Annotated in this window: 16 protein-coding genes; 5 read left to right on the top strand and 11 right to left on the bottom strand. The window is 66.0% G+C overall.

Annotated features, from left to right (window positions below; genetic code table 11):
• Nucleotides 1–53: 53 nt before the first annotated feature.
• Nucleotides 54–746: a TetR-like C-terminal domain-containing protein gene (locus LGT36_RS02255; RefSeq protein ID WP_226097492.1), complete on the top strand. Its 693-nt coding sequence runs from the start codon at nt 54–56 to the stop codon at nt 744–746.
• Nucleotides 743–1,156 (top strand): hypothetical protein, encoded by a 414-nt coding sequence (locus LGT36_RS02250; RefSeq protein WP_226097493.1) that lies wholly within the window; start codon nt 743–745, stop codon nt 1,154–1,156. The genes LGT36_RS02255 and LGT36_RS02250 overlap by 4 nt, the downstream gene beginning before the upstream one ends.
• A 100-nt stretch (nt 1,157–1,256) precedes the next feature.
• Here the strand turns inward: LGT36_RS02250 and LGT36_RS02245 are convergent, their stop codons facing one another.
• From LGT36_RS02245 to LGT36_RS02200, 10 genes are all read right to left on the bottom strand, one after another.
• Nucleotides 1,257–1,559: a DUF427 domain-containing protein gene (locus LGT36_RS02245; protein ID WP_226097494.1), complete on the bottom strand. Its 303-nt coding sequence runs from the start codon at nt 1,557–1,559 to the stop codon at nt 1,257–1,259.
• Entirely contained in the window at nt 1,556–2,548 is a 993-nt protein-coding gene (locus LGT36_RS02240; protein WP_226097495.1) for an alpha/beta fold hydrolase, read from the bottom strand. Before LGT36_RS02240 ends, LGT36_RS02245 begins: the two co-directional genes overlap by 4 nt.
• Before the next feature lie 21 nt (nt 2,549–2,569).
• On the bottom strand, nt 2,570–3,013 hold the full coding sequence (locus LGT36_RS02235) for a YbhB/YbcL family Raf kinase inhibitor-like protein (RefSeq protein WP_226097496.1): 444 nt from the start codon (nt 3,011–3,013) through the stop codon (nt 2,570–2,572).
• Nucleotides 3,014–3,125: 112 nt separating this feature from the next.
• The gene (locus LGT36_RS02230; RefSeq protein ID WP_226097509.1) at nt 3,126–4,235 is read right to left on the bottom strand and encodes a branched-chain amino acid aminotransferase; all 1,110 of its coding nucleotides are present in this window, start codon (nt 4,233–4,235) and stop codon (nt 3,126–3,128) included.
• Between the two features lie 123 nt (nt 4,236–4,358).
• Nucleotides 4,359–5,399 (bottom strand): 3-isopropylmalate dehydrogenase, encoded by a 1,041-nt coding sequence (locus tag LGT36_RS02225; RefSeq protein WP_226097497.1) that lies wholly within the window; start codon nt 5,397–5,399, stop codon nt 4,359–4,361.
• A gap of 26 nt (nt 5,400–5,425) precedes the next feature.
• The gene (gene ilvC, locus LGT36_RS02220; RefSeq protein WP_226097498.1) at nt 5,426–6,457 is read right to left on the bottom strand and encodes a ketol-acid reductoisomerase; all 1,032 of its coding nucleotides are present in this window, start codon (nt 6,455–6,457) and stop codon (nt 5,426–5,428) included.
• A 47-nt stretch (nt 6,458–6,504) separates the two neighbouring features.
• Nucleotides 6,505–7,026: an acetolactate synthase small subunit gene (gene ilvN, locus LGT36_RS02215; protein WP_226097499.1), complete on the bottom strand. Its 522-nt coding sequence runs from the start codon at nt 7,024–7,026 to the stop codon at nt 6,505–6,507.
• Between the two features lie 2 nt (nt 7,027–7,028).
• Complete coding sequence (locus LGT36_RS02210) at nt 7,029–8,879, bottom strand: acetolactate synthase large subunit (RefSeq protein ID WP_226097500.1); 1,851 nt, start codon at nt 8,877–8,879, stop codon at nt 7,029–7,031.
• Between the two features lie 289 nt (nt 8,880–9,168).
• Nucleotides 9,169–9,459, bottom strand: a complete 291-nt coding sequence (locus tag LGT36_RS02205; RefSeq protein WP_226097501.1) for a DUF1905 domain-containing protein — start codon at nt 9,457–9,459, stop codon at nt 9,169–9,171.
• A gap of 17 nt (nt 9,460–9,476) precedes the next feature.
• Nucleotides 9,477–10,106 (bottom strand): DUF305 domain-containing protein, encoded by a 630-nt coding sequence (locus LGT36_RS02200; RefSeq protein ID WP_226097502.1) that lies wholly within the window; start codon nt 10,104–10,106, stop codon nt 9,477–9,479.
• A 232-nt stretch (nt 10,107–10,338) separates the two neighbouring features.
• On the opposite strand from LGT36_RS02200, the gene LGT36_RS02195 reads away from it, so the two are divergent.
• Both LGT36_RS02195 and LGT36_RS02190 read left to right on the top strand, forming a co-directional pair.
• Nucleotides 10,339–10,992 carry a TetR/AcrR family transcriptional regulator gene (locus LGT36_RS02195; RefSeq protein ID WP_226097503.1) on the top strand — a complete coding sequence of 218 codons (654 nt, stop codon included), beginning with the start codon at nt 10,339–10,341 and terminating at the stop codon, nt 10,990–10,992.
• Between the two features lie 2 nt (nt 10,993–10,994).
• On the top strand, nt 10,995–11,963 hold the full coding sequence (locus LGT36_RS02190; protein WP_226097504.1) for a DUF5692 family protein: 969 nt from the start codon (nt 10,995–10,997) through the stop codon (nt 11,961–11,963).
• 87 nt (nt 11,964–12,050) lie between these two features.
• Here LGT36_RS02190 and ilvD read toward each other — a convergent pair whose 3' ends face one another.
• Nucleotides 12,051–13,748 carry a dihydroxy-acid dehydratase gene (ilvD, locus tag LGT36_RS02185; protein WP_226097505.1) on the bottom strand — a complete coding sequence of 566 codons (1,698 nt, stop codon included), beginning with the start codon at nt 13,746–13,748 and terminating at the stop codon, nt 12,051–12,053.
• A gap of 95 nt (nt 13,749–13,843) precedes the next feature.
• Between ilvD and LGT36_RS02180 the strand changes: the two genes are divergently transcribed.
• Nucleotides 13,844–14,596: a MerR family transcriptional regulator gene (locus LGT36_RS02180; protein ID WP_226097506.1), complete on the top strand. Its 753-nt coding sequence runs from the start codon at nt 13,844–13,846 to the stop codon at nt 14,594–14,596.
• Nucleotides 14,597–14,731 lie beyond the last annotated feature (135 nt).

The raw sequence follows: 14,731 nt of genomic DNA, 5'->3' as shown, positions 1-14,731 counted from the left end.
GTCCACATTAGCCAGATTCACAATGTACACACGCTGGGGGTGTGAGGCAACACATGAGTCCGCAAGTGACGCGGTACCACCACGGGGACCTGCGCCCCGCGCTGATCGACGCGGCGCTCGACCTCGCGCGTTCAGGCGGACCGGGCGCGCTCAGGCTGCGCGAGATCACCCGTGCCGCCGGCGTCTCCCCCAACGCGGCGTACCGCCACTTTCCCGATCTGGACGCGCTGGTGCTGGCTGCGGCACAGGTGGCGCAGGACCGCCTCGCCGCCGCCATGCGGGAGCAGATCGGCGCCTTGCTTGACGACGCCGGGGGCACAGCCGACGCTGGGGCCAGGGACACTGCGGCGGGCACGGCCGACGCAGGGGCCGCCGACAGCGCGATTGCTCGCCTACGAGGGGTCGGCCTTGGCTACATTCACTTCGCGATCGCCGAACCTGGTTGGTTCGAACTCGCCCTACTCACCTTTGACCCGCGTTCCGGCGGAGACCCCACCGTCACCGTCGGCAACGAGGTCCCACCCCCGTTCCAACTGCTCCTCGACGCGCTCGACCACATGGTGGCTGTGGGGGCGCTGACCGTCGAAGAGCGCGTCCACGCTGAATGGCCATGCTGGTCAGCGGTGCACGGCTTCGCTGACTTGGCCGCGCGTGGACCTCTCAAGCATCAGCCACCCGACGTACTGTCAGCCCTGGGAGAACACGTCGTCGACCGGGCGATCGCGGGAGTGAGGGCACACGTATGAGGTACGGCATCGATGCGCTCGTGGCACTTGAGATCGCTCGCGGGGGCATCGCAGTGCACGAGTCCCACACGCTCGTGGGACCAGGCCGCTTGCGGTCGGACGCCATGGCGGCGTTGTACGACGGCGTCGCGACCGGAGCGCTCACTCGCGATGAGGCCCGCAGCATTCTCGAGGCGCTCACGGGCGTGAGGATCCGCCTGCTCAACGACCGGGTCTCGCGCGCGACGGCGTGGAAACTCGCGCTGAGCCGCGACGCCCTTTCGCCGACGGCGGCCGAGTATGTCGCTGTAGCGAGGCTTCAGGCTGATGCGCTCGTCACCACGGATCCCGACGTCGCAGCGTTCGCAGAAGGGCTCGTCGAGATGGCACCGGTCCAGGCGCTCAGTCAGCCCTCACGCGCCGACGCGTAGTTCCGCGCGTGCAGTTCCGCGAGTCGACCGACTGGGCGTGTTGTGCGCGCTAATGGGCCCCGGGAGCTGTCCAGTTTCTGGACTCCCGGGGCCCGTCCGACTATTCGGAGATGTCGATCGACGGGTCGAACGCGACGTAACCAGCGAAGTCCTTGCCGACGCGGTCGACGGACCCCTCCATCGGCTCGGGATAGCTCCACGCGACGTCAACGTGCTCGCCGTCGTCGAGGCGCGCGCTGAAGTACTGGGCGTCGCCCTTCCACGCGCAGTGGTACTCCGTGGGGCTACCGACCATGAGGTCGTCGTGCACGCTTTCCGGTGGGAAGTACCAGTTGCCTTCGATGCGGATCAGGTCATCCTTGTCCGCTTGCGCAAGGACGGTTCCGTTCAGTGATGCCTTCATGCGTACCTCCTCGTGTGTTCGTTCCCTCGATAGTTCAACGCACCGGCGCCGAGGTTCTTCCACCATTGCTCAAGGAGTCGCGCATGTTCGCCGGGACGATCGATCCACGGCTGGTGGCCAGCGCCCGGCATGACCCGGAGGGTGGCGTCTTGAGCGTGGGCGGCCCACGACCGGATGCGCTCCGGCGTGGCGAAGGGGTCCCGCTCCCCCGCCACCCATAGCGAGGGCCCCTTGAGCGACTCCACTTCGGTGAGACTCGCCAACCACTGCGAACGGGGCCCGCGCCAGGTCGCCGCAAGACGCATCAGGCGCAGTTCGTGGTCATAGGTGTGCGTGTCACGTGACAGGGCGTAGCGCCACTCGAGGTCCTCTTGCGACAGTCCCCCATTGCGCACCAGCGGCCCATGTCCCATGGACTTGAAGGAGCGCTCCAAGTCGCGTCGGTTGACGTTGTGGCGGGCGACTGCACGAGCGAGCGGCGGGATGGTCGCCGCTCGCATCCACGCGGGCAGGTTCATGCCCTCGATGGCTGGTGCCCCCAGCAGCGCCACCGTCCGCACCAGGTCGGGCCGTCGTGCGGCGAGCACGAGCGCCGCCATCCCGCCGGCCGAACTCGCCACCACGTCGACCGGTCCGTCCGCCACCGCCGCGATGAGCGGTGCCATCCACTTCACGATCTGATCGCGCATGCGTTCGGCGGTGGTGCCGGCGAGGTTCAACGGTTCGCTGAGGCCGCAGCCTGGCCGATCAACCACGATGGACCGCACCCCTGGCAACTGCGCGACGAGCGGCACGAACACCCCGCCCGCCGTGGGCGTCCCGTGAATGAAGAGCACCGGCCTGCCCTCGCCGTGCTCGAGCGCGCGCACGCGGATCCCCAGCGAATCCACCTCGACCCACCGCTCCTGCGGCTCCAAACCGTGGTGGTTCCACATCGCGCGCTCAGCCGCGCGATAGCTCTCCTCGGCGCGCCTAGCGCGCCGGTTCATGACGCGCACACCCGAGGGCCATCATCGGGAGTAGGTAGCAACGAGCCTTGCCTGCCCCACGATCTCGCTTCGATACTCGCGAAGGAACTCACCGCGCGTCGGCGTGCCAGCGACGGGCGACTTCAGGGCGTACACCCAGAAGTAGTAGTGGTGGAGGCCGTGTCCCGGAGGGGGAAAGGGCCCGACGTAACCCACGCCGTCGTCGTCATGCGGACCGGCACGCCCTGCCGAGACGTCGACGTCGCCGTCTTCCGCCGGCAGGCCGTACAGCGTCCAGTGGGTGAAGCCGTCCGGCAGCGGCGCGTCGGGATCGTGACAGACGACCGCCAGTTCGACGGCCCCCTCCGGCACGCCTGCCACGCTCAGTCGCGGCGTCTGCGCACCTTGCTGGCCCGCGAAGCGGTCATCGATCCGCTCGCCGTCGGCGATGTCGGGGCTGCTCAGGACGAAGTCCAAAGAGAACATGGACGCGACTCCTCTGGTGGGGTGAAACCTGCCTGTTCCCATCATGCGCCACCGTGACGGCAGACGCGAGTCCGCCCCGCCCAACTACCGACGCGGGGCCGAGACCCCCCGCCTAGACGACCCGCCGCATCCAACCGTAGGTGTCCTCGGCGCGACCGTACTGAATGTCGGTGAGGCGCTTGCGAATGCGCATCGTCACGTCGCCCGCCTCGCCCCCGTTGATCGTCACGTCAAAGTCGGGAGACGCGAGCCGACCGACAGGCGTGACCACCGCGGCGGTACCGCAAGCGAACACCTCGGCAATGTCACCTGACTCGACTCCTGACACCACCTCGTCGGCCGTGATGTCCTTCTCGATCACCTTGAAGTTCTCGTCCTCCAGCAACTGGATGACGGAGGCCCTGGTGATCCCCTCGAGGATGGTGCCGGTAAGGCGCGGCGTCTCGATCGTGCCGTCGCGGCGCACCGCGAACACGTTCATGCCGCCGAGTTCTTCCAGGTAGCGGCCCTCGCGCGCGTCGAGGAACAGCACTTGCTGGCAGCCGTTGTCGTAGGCCTGCTGTTGAGGCAGCAGCGAGGCCGCGTAGTTGCCGCCGCACTTGGCGGCACCCGTGCCTCCGGGCCCAGCGCGGTGAAATCCTTGAGCCACCCAGATGGACACCGGCTTGACGCCGCCGGCGAAGTACGGGCCGACGGGCGAGGCGATGAGCAAGTACTCGATCACGTTCGCCGGGCGAACCCCAAGGAAGGCCTCAGACGCGAACATGAAGGGCCGCAAGTACAGGCTGCTTTCCTCCACTCCAGGGACCCACGCATTGTCGACTGCCAGCAACGACGACACCGAGCCAAGGAAGTCCTCAACCGGCAGCTCTGGCAGTGCCATGCGCCGCGCCGAACGGTTGAAGCGCTCTGCGTTGGCGTCGGGCCGGAAGAGCCACACGGAGCCGTCCGCCCAGCGGTACGCCTTGAGCCCCTCGAAAATTTCTTGCGCGTAGTGCAACACGGCTGCGGCGGGGTCGAGAGTGAGCGGACCGTAAGGCTCGACCCTCCTGTCGCCCCAACCGTCATCCCTGGTCCACGTGATGTGAGCCATGTGGTCGGTGAATTGCGTGCCGAACTTGAGATCAGCGAGCGCGGCTTCCCTGCCCTCGTCCGACGTGGGCGAAGGGTTCGCGACAACGCGGAAGGCCCCAGCCTGGGACTCAACGGCCGATGTGGTGATACCTGTCACGAGACTGCCTTTCACTTCCACGAGGTCGAACTGGCCGCGTCCCAGAGGGACATGAGTGCAATGTGGAGCCGAAATCCGGCCCTCATGTCCCTCCAGGACGCATGGCGGTGGTGCCTAACCCTTGATGCGTGCGGCGATCGCGTCGCCCACCTGCGAAGTGGTGCGCGAAGCGTTGCCCTTTGCTGCGGCGTCGGCCGCGACGGCGTCCTCGACTCGCTTCGCGAGCTCTGGATAGCCGAGGAACTCCAGCATCATGGCCACCGACAACACCGTCGCCGACGGATCCGCAATGCCTTTGCCCGCAATGTCGGGCGCCGAGCCGTGGACCGGCTCGAACATCGACGGACCGGTCTTGTCGGGGTTGACGTTGCCGGAAGCCGCGAGGCCGATGCCGCCGCTGATGGCCGCCGCTTCGTCCGTCAGGATGTCGCCGAACAGGTTGTCGGTGACGATCACATCGAACGAAGCGGGGTCCGTGACCAACTTGATGGTCGCGGCGTCGACGTGCAGGTAGTCCCACGAAACGTCGGGGAACTCGGGCGCGACGGCCTCGACAGTGCGGCGCCACAAGTGACCGGCATGCACCAGCACGTTGTGCTTGTGCACCAGCGTCACGTGCTTGCGGGCACGTCCCGCCGCGACGTCGAACGCGTAGCGCACCACGCGCTCCACGCCGTGACGGGTGTTGACCGAGACCTCGGTGGCGATCTCGTGAGGAGTGTCGACGCGCAGGGCGCCGCCATTGCCCACGTAGGGGCCTTCGGTTCCCTCGCGGACCACCACAAAGTCGATCTCGCCGGGGTCTGCCAGGGGCGACACCTCGCCGGGGTAGAGGCGAGAGGGTCGCAGGTTGACGTACTGGTCGAGCTCGAAACGCAGCCTGAGCAGCAGGCCCCGCTCGAGCACGCCCGATGGCACGGTCGGGTCGCCGATAGCGCCCAGCAGGATCACGTCGTGACCCTTGATGGCGGCGAGATCCTCGTCCGTCAGGGTCTCCCCCGTCGCGTGCCAGCGCTTGGCACCCAGATCGAACTCGGTGGTTTCGAAGGCAATGTTCGCGTCCGCAGTTGCGGCGGCGAGGCACTTGAGCCCCTCAGCCATCACTTCTGGCCCGATGCCGTCACCAGCGACCACGGCAAGGCGATAGGTCGTCACGTCGTTACCCAATCCCGCGCCGCCCACTACCGAGCCGTCTGACCGTCGACGTAATCAGCGTCGGCGGCCGCGGTGGACCATGCGAACAGCTTGCGCAGTTCGCGACCGGTGGTCTCGATCGGGTGACCCTCGCCCTTGGCACGCAGCTCCTTGAACTCGAGCCCGCCGTTGTCCTGGTCATCGATGAAGCGCTTGGCAAACGCGCCCGACTGAATGTCGGCCAGCACTGCCTGCATGTTCGCCTTGACCTCTGGCGTGATGACGCGGGGGCCGGAGACGTAGTCGCCGTACTCAGCGGTGTCGGACACGGACCAGCGCTGCTTGGTGATGCCGCCCTCGTGGATGAGGTCAACGATGAGCTTGAGCTCGTGCAGCACCTCGAAGTACGCGATCTCGGGCTGGTAGCCGGCCTCGGTGAGCACCTCAAAGCCGTACTGGATCAGCTGGGACGTGCCGCCGCACAGCACGGACTGCTCGCCGAACAGGTCGGTCTCAGTCTCTTCGGTGAAGGTGGTCTTGATGACGCCAGCGCGAGTACCGCCGATGCCCTTGGCGTACGACTTTGCGGTTTCCCACGCCTGGCCGGAGGCGTCTTGCTCCACCGCGATGATGTCGGGGATGCCGCGGCCGGCGACGAACTCGCGACGCACCGTGTGGCCTGGCGCCTTGGGGGCGACGAGGATGACGTCGACGCCCTCCGGCACCTCGATGTAGCCGAAGCGGATGTTGAAGCCGTGAGCGAAGGCGAGCGTCTTGCCAGGCGCCATGTGGGGCTTGATGTCGTCGTTGTAGATGGTGCGCTGGTACTGGTCAGGCGCCAGAATCATGACGAGGTCTGCCCACTCGGCAGCGTCGGCGACGGTCATGACGGTGAAGCCAGCGGCCTCGGCCTTGTCGCTCGAAGGGGAACCAAGCCGTAGCGCCACGCGCACGTCAACGCCGGAGTCGCGCAGGTTCTGCGCGTGGGCGTGTCCTTGGGACCCGTAGCCGACGATGGCGACCTTCTTGCCCTGGATGATCGCGAGGTCGGCGTCCTTCTCATAGAACAACTCAGCCATGGTGGTGTGTCTTCTCCTTGGTTTGGGTGACTAGAAATGAGCGAAACTTAGGCGATGACGCGGTCAAGCGCCCTCTCGGTAATGGAGCGCGCGCCACGGCCGATGGCCACGGTGCCCGACTGAACGATCTCGCGCAGGTCGTGCGGAGCGAGGGCCGCAAGCAGCGCCTCGAGCTTGTCGGGATTGCCGATGGCCTCGATCACGAGCGAATCGGGGGCGACGTCCACCACGTGGGCCCTGAACAGGTCCACCACCTGGAGCACCTCAGCACGCTGGCGCGAATCGCAACGCACCTTGACCAGCAGCAACTCGCGCTGCACGGACTTGGCTGCGTCAAGCTCAACGATCTTGAGCACGTGCACCAGCTTGTTGAGCTGCTTGGTGACCTGCTCGAGAGGGAGTTCGTCGACGTCGACCACGACGGTGATGCGGGAAATTTCAGGGTGCTCGGTGGGGCCCACCGCGAGCGAGTGAATGTTGAACGCCCTGCGCGAGAACAGGCCAGCGACGCGCGCGAGCACGCCTGGCTTGTTCTCGACCAGTACGGACAGAGTGTGCTTGTTGCTCACGGTCACGCCTCCTCGCGGTCCCACTCGGGGGCGACGCCCCGCGCGTACTGAATCTCGTCATTGCTCACGCCGGCGTTGACCATCGGCCACACCATCGCATCCTTGGACACGGTGAAGTCGACCACCACTGGCTGGTCGTTGATCTCGTTGGCCCGCTTGATGGTCGCGTCAACGTCCGCATCGGACTCGCAGCGGAGCCCCACGCAACCCATGGCGTCGGCCAGCTTCACAAAGTCGGGCACTCGCCGCGTGCCGTGGCCGGTATGCAAGTCCGTGTTGGAGTAGCGGCCCTCGTAGAACAGGGTTTGCCACTGGCGCACCATGCCGAGCGAGCTGTTGTTGATGACAGCCACCTTGATGGGGATCTCATTCAGGGCGCACGTCACCAATTCCTGATTGGTCATCTGGAAGCAGCCGTCGCCGTCGATGGCCCACACCGTCTGGTCTGGCTGGCCCACCTTGGCTCCCATGGCGGCAGGCACCGAGAAGCCCATGGTGCCGAGGCCGCCCGAGTTGATCCAGGTGTTGGGCCGCTCGTACTTGATGAACTGGCTGGCCCACATCTGGTGCTGGCCAACGCCAGAGGTGAAGATCGTCGACTGCGGGTCGTTGAGTGCCCCCAACCGCTGGATCACGTGCTGCGGACTCGACAGGCCGTCCTGGGTGGCCGTGTACCCGAGTGGGTAGGTGGCACGCCAGTCGTTGATCTGCTGCCACCACGCCTCGAGATCGGGCTTGCCGTGCTTGCGCTGCTCTTTTTGCAGGGCGGGCACCAGGTCACGCAAGGTTTCCTTGAGATCGCCGACGATGGGCACGTCAACAGCGCGGTTCTTGCCAATTTCGGCGGGGTCGATATCGGCGTGAACGATGGTGGCGTGCTGGGCGAAGCTGTCCAGCTTTCCCGTCACGCGGTCGTCAAAGCGAGCACCCAGCGAGACCACGAGGTCGGCCTTCTGCAGCGCCGCCACCGCCGGCACGGTGCCGTGCATTCCCGGCATGCCCAAGTGCTGCGGGTGGCTGTCGGGCAGAGCACCACGAGCCATCAGCGTCGTCACCACTGCCGCGCCGGAGAGGTCGACCAGCTTGCGTAGGCCCTCCGACGCTCCCGAGCGAATGACGCCGCCGCCCACGTAAAGCACCGGCCTGCGAGCGGTCGCGAGCAAGCGCGCCGCCTCTTGAACCGTCTTGGCGTGCGGCTTCGCGCCTGAGTTGAAGCCGGGCAACTCGATGCGCTCCGGCCACGACAAGGGGGCGCTCGACTGCAGTGCGGACTTTGCGATGTCGACCAGCACTGGTCCTGGCCTGCCGTGGCTCGCGATGTAGAAGGCCTGGGCGATGGCGGGGCCGATATCTGCCGGGTCCTTGATGAGCATGTTGTGCTTGGTGATGGGCGCCGTGATGCCCACGATGTCGGCCTCTTGGAAGGCGTCGGTACCGATGAGGGATGCGCCCACCTGGCCGGTGATCGCCACCATCGGAATCGAGTCCATGTTGGCGTCGGCAATGGGCGTGACCAGGTTGGTGGCGCCGGGCCCTGATGTGACGATGCACGCGCCAGTGCGCCCGGTCGCGTGGGCGTAGCCCTGGGCGGCGTGGCCGGCCCCCTGCTCGTGGCGCGTGAGAATGTGCCGCAGCGTGGTCGAGTCCATCAGGGGGTCGTAGGCCGGCAGGATCGCGCCGCCTGGGATGCCAAAGATGTCGGTGACGCCCGCCAACTCGAGGGAGCGTACGAGCGCCTGGGCGCCCGTCATCATCTCCCCTGCGCCGGTGACCGCTTGCGGGTCTACTGGCCGAGGTGAGGTGGTCGCCGTGGCCCGCTGGGGCGCCTGGGGCTTGGCCTGCGCCTGAGTCATGTCACTCCCGATATCTCTGAACTTCGCGAAGCCACGTGACGCCGCCTCGCATGAAAAAACCCCTCGGACCTAGTGGACCTCGGGGAAGCGCGCGGACGATGCCGTGGTACGGGACCTTAGGAGTCCGCGCGCCCGGTAACTCGTACAAGCTGGTGTCGCATGCGTTGACTGTACGCCCGCGCACGAGCGCATGTCCACTTTTTGCACGCCAATCTCATATTTTGGTTTACCGTCTTACATGTTGAGACGCCGAGAAGGTCGCCGACAATCGGCTTCACCCGACCGCGGACTACGTCAGGCGGCGGGTGAGCCGCACCGCGACATCGTCCCCCACGTCCTTGCCCAACTGCTTGCGGACCTTGGCGTTGAGCGACAGCATGTGGCTTCCCCTGCCGGTGACCATGAGCCCCACGTTCTTCAGCTCGACGTCGTCCACCGTGGCGTCGACCTTCACGGCCTTGCCGGTGCCAAAGAACTCAGCGGAGTCCGGCATCTCGACGCAGGACCAGGTCTCTCCCTTCACCTCCACTCCGATCGTCGCGGTGAACGTGTGGTCGAGTGGGCCGATTTCGTGGGACATGGCTCTATCCTGCCAAATCACTCGCCCAGGCAGTCCCTCTTGGCGGGCTCGGAGAAGTCGGGTACAGGCCGGGCGTCCGCCTCGGCCGCCGTGCTCGCGACGCCGTTTTCGGCGATGTCCTCGATCAGCCAGTCCATCTCGCCGATCTCCCTGCGCTGCGCGGCGCTAATCTCCTGCGCGAGCTGACAGACCCGCACGTCTTGAAGATTCGAGCGCTCGGACCGCGTGATGGCAAGAGAGTGGTGCGGGATCATCGCGCTCATAAACGCGGTGTCGTCGACCGTCGCCTGACTGCGGTCCAGGGTGACCCCGCTTGCGAGAAGCACCAGGCTGGCGACCACGATGCCCGCGTTCACCTTGGCGTTCTTGTACATGTTGAGCATCCAGCCGATCATGACAAGACCCATGACTCCGCCCATGGTCAAGGCCATGAAGAACCGGCTCTCGCTCCACCGCACGTGGCTCCACTCCCAGGAGCCGACGAACATCGTCCAATACATCACCACCATGCCCGTCAGGATCATGGCGGCGAAGCGCAAGTACATCTTCTGCTCGTGGTTCAGGCGGCCCTTGTGCTCGTTTTCCGAACCGTGGTCGTCGTGGCCTTGGCCGCGGGACTCCTGCGATGCATCTCCTGGCGTATTCACGGATCATCTCCCATCCGCCAGTCCCCGCGAAGGCGACTGGCGCGCTCGAGTGGTTCTGCAACGGGACTGCGCCCATTCTGAGGGCCCGTGCCCATGGTGAGGCACCATGCCCACTTTGAGCATAAGCCGGAGGTAGCAGGCTCGCAAACGGCCGACGGGCAGCGACCGGCCGTGTGCGGACAGGCACCAAGGTCCTATTGACGGTGTGTCAATAGGTCGTAGCGATCGTCTCATGGCGCGCATCGTGAAGAGCCCCGGCACCAGACGAGACGAGATTCTCGCCGCCGCAAGAGAGCTGTATGCCACTCAGGGAGTGCGCGCGACGACGGTTCAAGACCTCGCGCGCCACGTCGGCGTCACCCGCGGGCTGATCTACCACTACGTAGGCGACATGGACAGCCTCATCACCCAGGTGCTCGACAGCTACATCGAGCAGTTCACGGCCGACGTTCGCGAGTGGGATGCGAGGCGCACCCCCGGCAACATCGACGCGGCGGTGATGGAGTGCATCGGCCTGTTCCGTCGCTATGTGCCAGCGCGTGGCGACCACCGCGCGCAGCCAGCGCCCCCGCTACCGCGCATCGACGATGCCGCCCTGTCGCTCCGGTTCCTCGACCGCGCGGTAGACGCGCTCGTCGATGTGCTCGAAGAGACCACCATCCCGGCGTACGCAGCGAAGCACCCGATCGAGATCGTGCACGTGCGCGCGACATTCATCGCGCTCATCCACGGGCTCATTGCTCTTGTCCGATCCCAGCCAGACGTCGGCGATGACGTCCTCGCGGTTCTCGTGCGTCAGACGCTGCGCTTGGCGCCCAATGCCCCCGACTCCCCTGGCGCGCACGACGCGGGCCAAGACCCCACCACACCACTCAAAGGAGAGTAGACATGTTCCTGTTCGGCGACATCAGTTGGCAGGCGGGCCTCATGTGGTTCGTCGTGCTCGGGGCGCTGATAGGCCTCAACGAGGTTTCGCGGCGCGGCAAGTGGGCGGGGCTATTCCTGTTCGTCGCACTGCCGATCGTGCTCACGATCTTCGTGTGGCCCGAGACGGCGGGCGGGGACTCCTCGACGGGCACATGGTTCCACTGGGTCAAGGTGTACTCGGCCCTGGCGGGTTGCCTCGGCTTCATGGCGATCCGCTACTACCCGCGCGTGTCCGCCAACAAGTGGGCGCTCATCTTCCCGCCTGCCATCCTGGCGATCAACATCTTCGAGGCGTGCGTCCGCGACTTCCAGGTAGGCGCAATGAACGCCGACGGCATCGTCGACGGCGTCTACATGGTGTCCGGGTCTTGGAACTACATGAACGGCATCGCGGGCCTGATCAACCTGGTGGCGATCACCGGTTGGATGGGCATCTACATCTCCAAGGACAAGTCAAAAGACATGATGTGGCCGGACATGATTTGGCCCTGGATCATCGCATACGACCTGTGGAACTTCGCCTACGTCTACAACGCAGTGGGCGACCACGCCTTCTACGCGGGAGCCGCCCTGCTGATCAGCTGCACCATCCCCGCATTCTTCATCCGCAAGGGAGCCTGGCTTCAGCACAGGGCGCACACACTCGCGCTGTGGATGATGTTCACGATGGCGGTGCCGGCCTTCGTAGGGGACTCGCAGTTCTCGGTGGAGGCGTCGCACAACCCCGCCGCGCTGTTCACGGTCTCCGCGATCGCGCTCGCCGCCAACGTGGCTCTCGCCGCTCTGCAGATCACCAAGATGGTCAAGCGCCGCAAGAACCCGCTCAAGGAAGAGATCTACGACGACACCGACGCCTACCGCCGCGTCGTCGAGACGATTCCTGGGTCGCCCAGGGTCGAGGAGGCGCGCAAGGAGCCAGTGGCCGTCTAGCCCGACGCACGGGCGGTCAGCGCCCGGACGTAGGAAGGCCCCCGAGCATCGCGCTCGGGGGCCTTTCTACGCGGTGGCGTCTGGCACTCAGCCGACGACGGCGCCCGTCGACGCCGAACCCACCAGCTTGCGGTACTTCGCCAGCACTCCCCGCGTGTACTTGGGGGCAGGGGGTTCGAAGCCGACGGCGCGCTCAGCGAGTTCCTGCTCGCTCACGTGCAAGTCGAGGGTTGCGTTGGCCACGTCCAGCGTGATCTTGTCGCCGTCCTTCACAAAAGCGATCGGGCCGGCGTCGACCGCCTCTGGCGCCATGTGGCCAACGCACAGCCCGGTCGTGCCACCAGAGAATCGGCCATCGGTCACTAGCAACACGTCCTTGCCAAGGCCAGCACCCTTGATCGCGGCGGTGATGGCGAGCATCTCGCGCATGCCGGGTCCACCCTTGGGGCCCTCGTAGCGAATAACGACCACGTCGCCAGCGGTGATAACGCCCGCCTCCAGTGCATCGAGCGCGGCGCGCTCGCCATCAAACACGCGCGCGGTGCCCTCGAACACGCTCGCGTCAAAGCCTGCTGACTTCACCACGGCGCCGCCTGGCGCGAGCGAGCCCTTCAGGATGGTGATGCCGCCCGTCTTGTGGATCGGGTTGTTGAGGGCGCGCACTACCCGGCCGTCGATCTTCTCTGGCTTCAGGTCTTCCATGTTCTCCGCGAGCGTCTTGCCAGTGACGGTGAGCGCGTCACCGTGCATGAGACCTGCGTTCAGCAGCGTGTTCATCACGGCCGGAACGCCGCCGACGCGGTCAACGTCGTTCATGACGAACTGGCCGAAGGGCTTGAGGTCGCCCAGGTGGGGCACCTTCGCGGCGACGCGGGAGAAGTCGTCGAGAGTGAGGTCGACGTCGGCCTCGTTGGCGATGGCCAGCAAGTGCAGCACCGCGTTGGTGGAGCCGCCAAAGGCCATGACAACGGCGATCGCGTTCTCGAAGGCCTCCTTGGTCATGATGTCCCGTGCCGTGATGCCTTGGCGCAGCATGTTGACGACGGCCTCTCCAGACTTGTGGGCGTACATGTCGCGGCGGCGGTCGGCGCTGGGCGGAGACGCGGAGCCTGGAAGTGACATGCCGAGCGCCTCACCCACCGACGCCATGGTGTTGGCGGTGTACATGCCGCCACAAGCGCCCTCGCCTGGGCAGATGGCCTTCTCGATGGCGAGCCTGTCCGCTTCGGACATCAACCCTGCCGAGCACGCGCCCACCGCCTCGAAGGCGTCGATGATCGTGACGTCCTTCTCGGTGCCGTCTTCGAGCTTGACGTGTCCAGGCATGATCGAGCCCGCGTAGAGGAACACTGAGGCCAGGTCGAGCCGCGCAGCGGCCATCAACATTCCAGGCAGCGACTTGTCGCAGCCGGCGAGCAGCACGGAGCCGTCGAGCCGCTCCGCCTGCATCACGACCTCCACAGAGTCAGCGATGAGGTCGCGAGACACGAGCGAGAAGTGCATGCCCTCGTGGCCCATCGAGATGCCGTCACTCACGGAGATGGTGCCGAACTCAAGCGGGTAGCCGCCGCCTGCGTGCACACCCTCTTTCGAGGCCTGCGCGAGTCGCTGGAGGGAGAGGTTGCACGGAGTGATCTCGTTCCACGAGCTCGCGATGCCAATTTGGGGCTTCGCGAAGTCGTCGTCACCCATACCAACGGCACGGAGCATTCCGCGCGCGGCGGTCGCTTCGAGACCGTCGGTGACCTGCCGGGAACGGGGCTTGATGTCTGGCGTCTTTGTCATACCTCGGAGTGTAGGACGGGCGCACGCACGCAGCGGAGAGACGCCCCAAAAGGGCCCTTGACGTTGACGCTGCGTCAACTTCTACAGTGGTGACCATGGAATCGGATTACGACATCGGCCGCGTCGCCAAGATGAGCGGCGTCACGAGCCGCACGCTGCGCCACTACGACGACATCGGCCTGCTCACGCCTGCGTGGACGGGAAGCGATGGGCGCAGGCGTTACGGCCAGGCGGAACTGCTACGGCTTCAACACATCCTGGTACTGCGCGAGCTCGGCACCAGCCTGGATCGCATCGCGCGCATCGTCGATTCCGACGACCCCTCGACCACCATCGCGCTCCTGAGAGATCACCTTGCTGGCCTCACCGCCGAGCGCGAGCGCTACGCGAGGCTGGCAGCCACCGTCGCGCGCACCATCGACTCACTTGAGAAGGGAAAGACCATGACGACCGAGCACATTTTCGACGGCTTCGATCACGAACAGTACGAACCGGAGGCTCGCGAGCGGTGGGGAGACGACGCCGTTGATCGCTCGAACGCGATGTGGCAGCGACTCGGTGACGCGGGCAAGAAGGAGCACATGCGCATCGACCGCGAGATCGTGGAGGCCCTGGGCGCCGCGGTGCGCGTGGGTTTCGCTGCTGATAGCGCGGAGGTTCAAGAGATCGCGGCCAAGCACCATGCCTGGGTGAGCCAGATCTGGACGCCAGACGCGGAGGCCTACCGATCGCTCACCCAGATGTACGTCGACGACGAGCGCTTCAAGGCCCACTACGACGAGGTCGCGCCGGGCGCCGCGGAACTCTTGAGGGACGCGGCGGATCAGTACGCGCGCGCCCAGTTGTAGGCAACGAGCAAGCGGCGATCCCGCTGCGGGACGCAAGCAATCACCGCTCCATGGAATAGGTGACGTGTCACCCGTTGTTGTCAAGGCGTACCGCCAACGACGTCGGCCCCATCACCCATTCCGCTACCAAGGAGC

It is taken from the genome of Demequina sp. TMPB413, assembly GCF_020447105.2.
Taxonomy (GTDB): domain Bacteria; phylum Actinomycetota; class Actinomycetes; order Actinomycetales; family Demequinaceae; genus Demequina.
Note: the sequence above shows the minus strand (reverse complement) of the source record. Positions and strands in the feature narration are given on the sequence as shown.

What these genes read in the sequence shown, in the direction of transcription:
- LGT36_RS02180 (WP_226097506.1), top strand. Translation starts at nt 13,844, where the DNA reads ATGGAATCGGATTACGACATCGGCCGCGTCGCCAAGATGAGCGGCGTC.
- LGT36_RS02190 (WP_226097504.1), top strand. Translation starts at nt 10,995, where the DNA reads ATGTTCCTGTTCGGCGACATCAGTTGGCAGGCGGGCCTCATGTGGTTC.
- LGT36_RS02255 (WP_226097492.1), top strand. Translation starts at nt 54, where the DNA reads ATGAGTCCGCAAGTGACGCGGTACCACCACGGGGACCTGCGCCCCGCG.
- LGT36_RS02250 (WP_226097493.1), top strand. Translation starts at nt 743, where the DNA reads ATGAGGTACGGCATCGATGCGCTCGTGGCACTTGAGATCGCTCGCGGG.
- ilvC (WP_226097498.1), bottom strand. Translation starts at nt 6,457, where the DNA reads ATGGCTGAGTTGTTCTATGAGAAGGACGCCGACCTCGCGATCATCCAG.
- LGT36_RS02205 (WP_226097501.1), bottom strand. Translation starts at nt 9,459, where the DNA reads ATGTCCCACGAAATCGGCCCACTCGACCACACGTTCACCGCGACGATC.
- LGT36_RS02235 (WP_226097496.1), bottom strand. Translation starts at nt 3,013, where the DNA reads ATGTTCTCTTTGGACTTCGTCCTGAGCAGCCCCGACATCGCCGACGGC.
- LGT36_RS02245 (WP_226097494.1), bottom strand. Translation starts at nt 1,559, where the DNA reads ATGAAGGCATCACTGAACGGAACCGTCCTTGCGCAAGCGGACAAGGAT.
- LGT36_RS02210 (WP_226097500.1), bottom strand. Translation starts at nt 8,879, where the DNA reads ATGACTCAGGCGCAGGCCAAGCCCCAGGCGCCCCAGCGGGCCACGGCG.
- LGT36_RS02195 (WP_226097503.1), top strand. Translation starts at nt 10,339, where the DNA reads ATGGCGCGCATCGTGAAGAGCCCCGGCACCAGACGAGACGAGATTCTC.
- ilvD (WP_226097505.1), bottom strand. Translation starts at nt 13,748, where the DNA reads ATGACAAAGACGCCAGACATCAAGCCCCGTTCCCGGCAGGTCACCGAC.
- LGT36_RS02240 (WP_226097495.1), bottom strand. Translation starts at nt 2,548, where the DNA reads ATGAACCGGCGCGCTAGGCGCGCCGAGGAGAGCTATCGCGCGGCTGAG.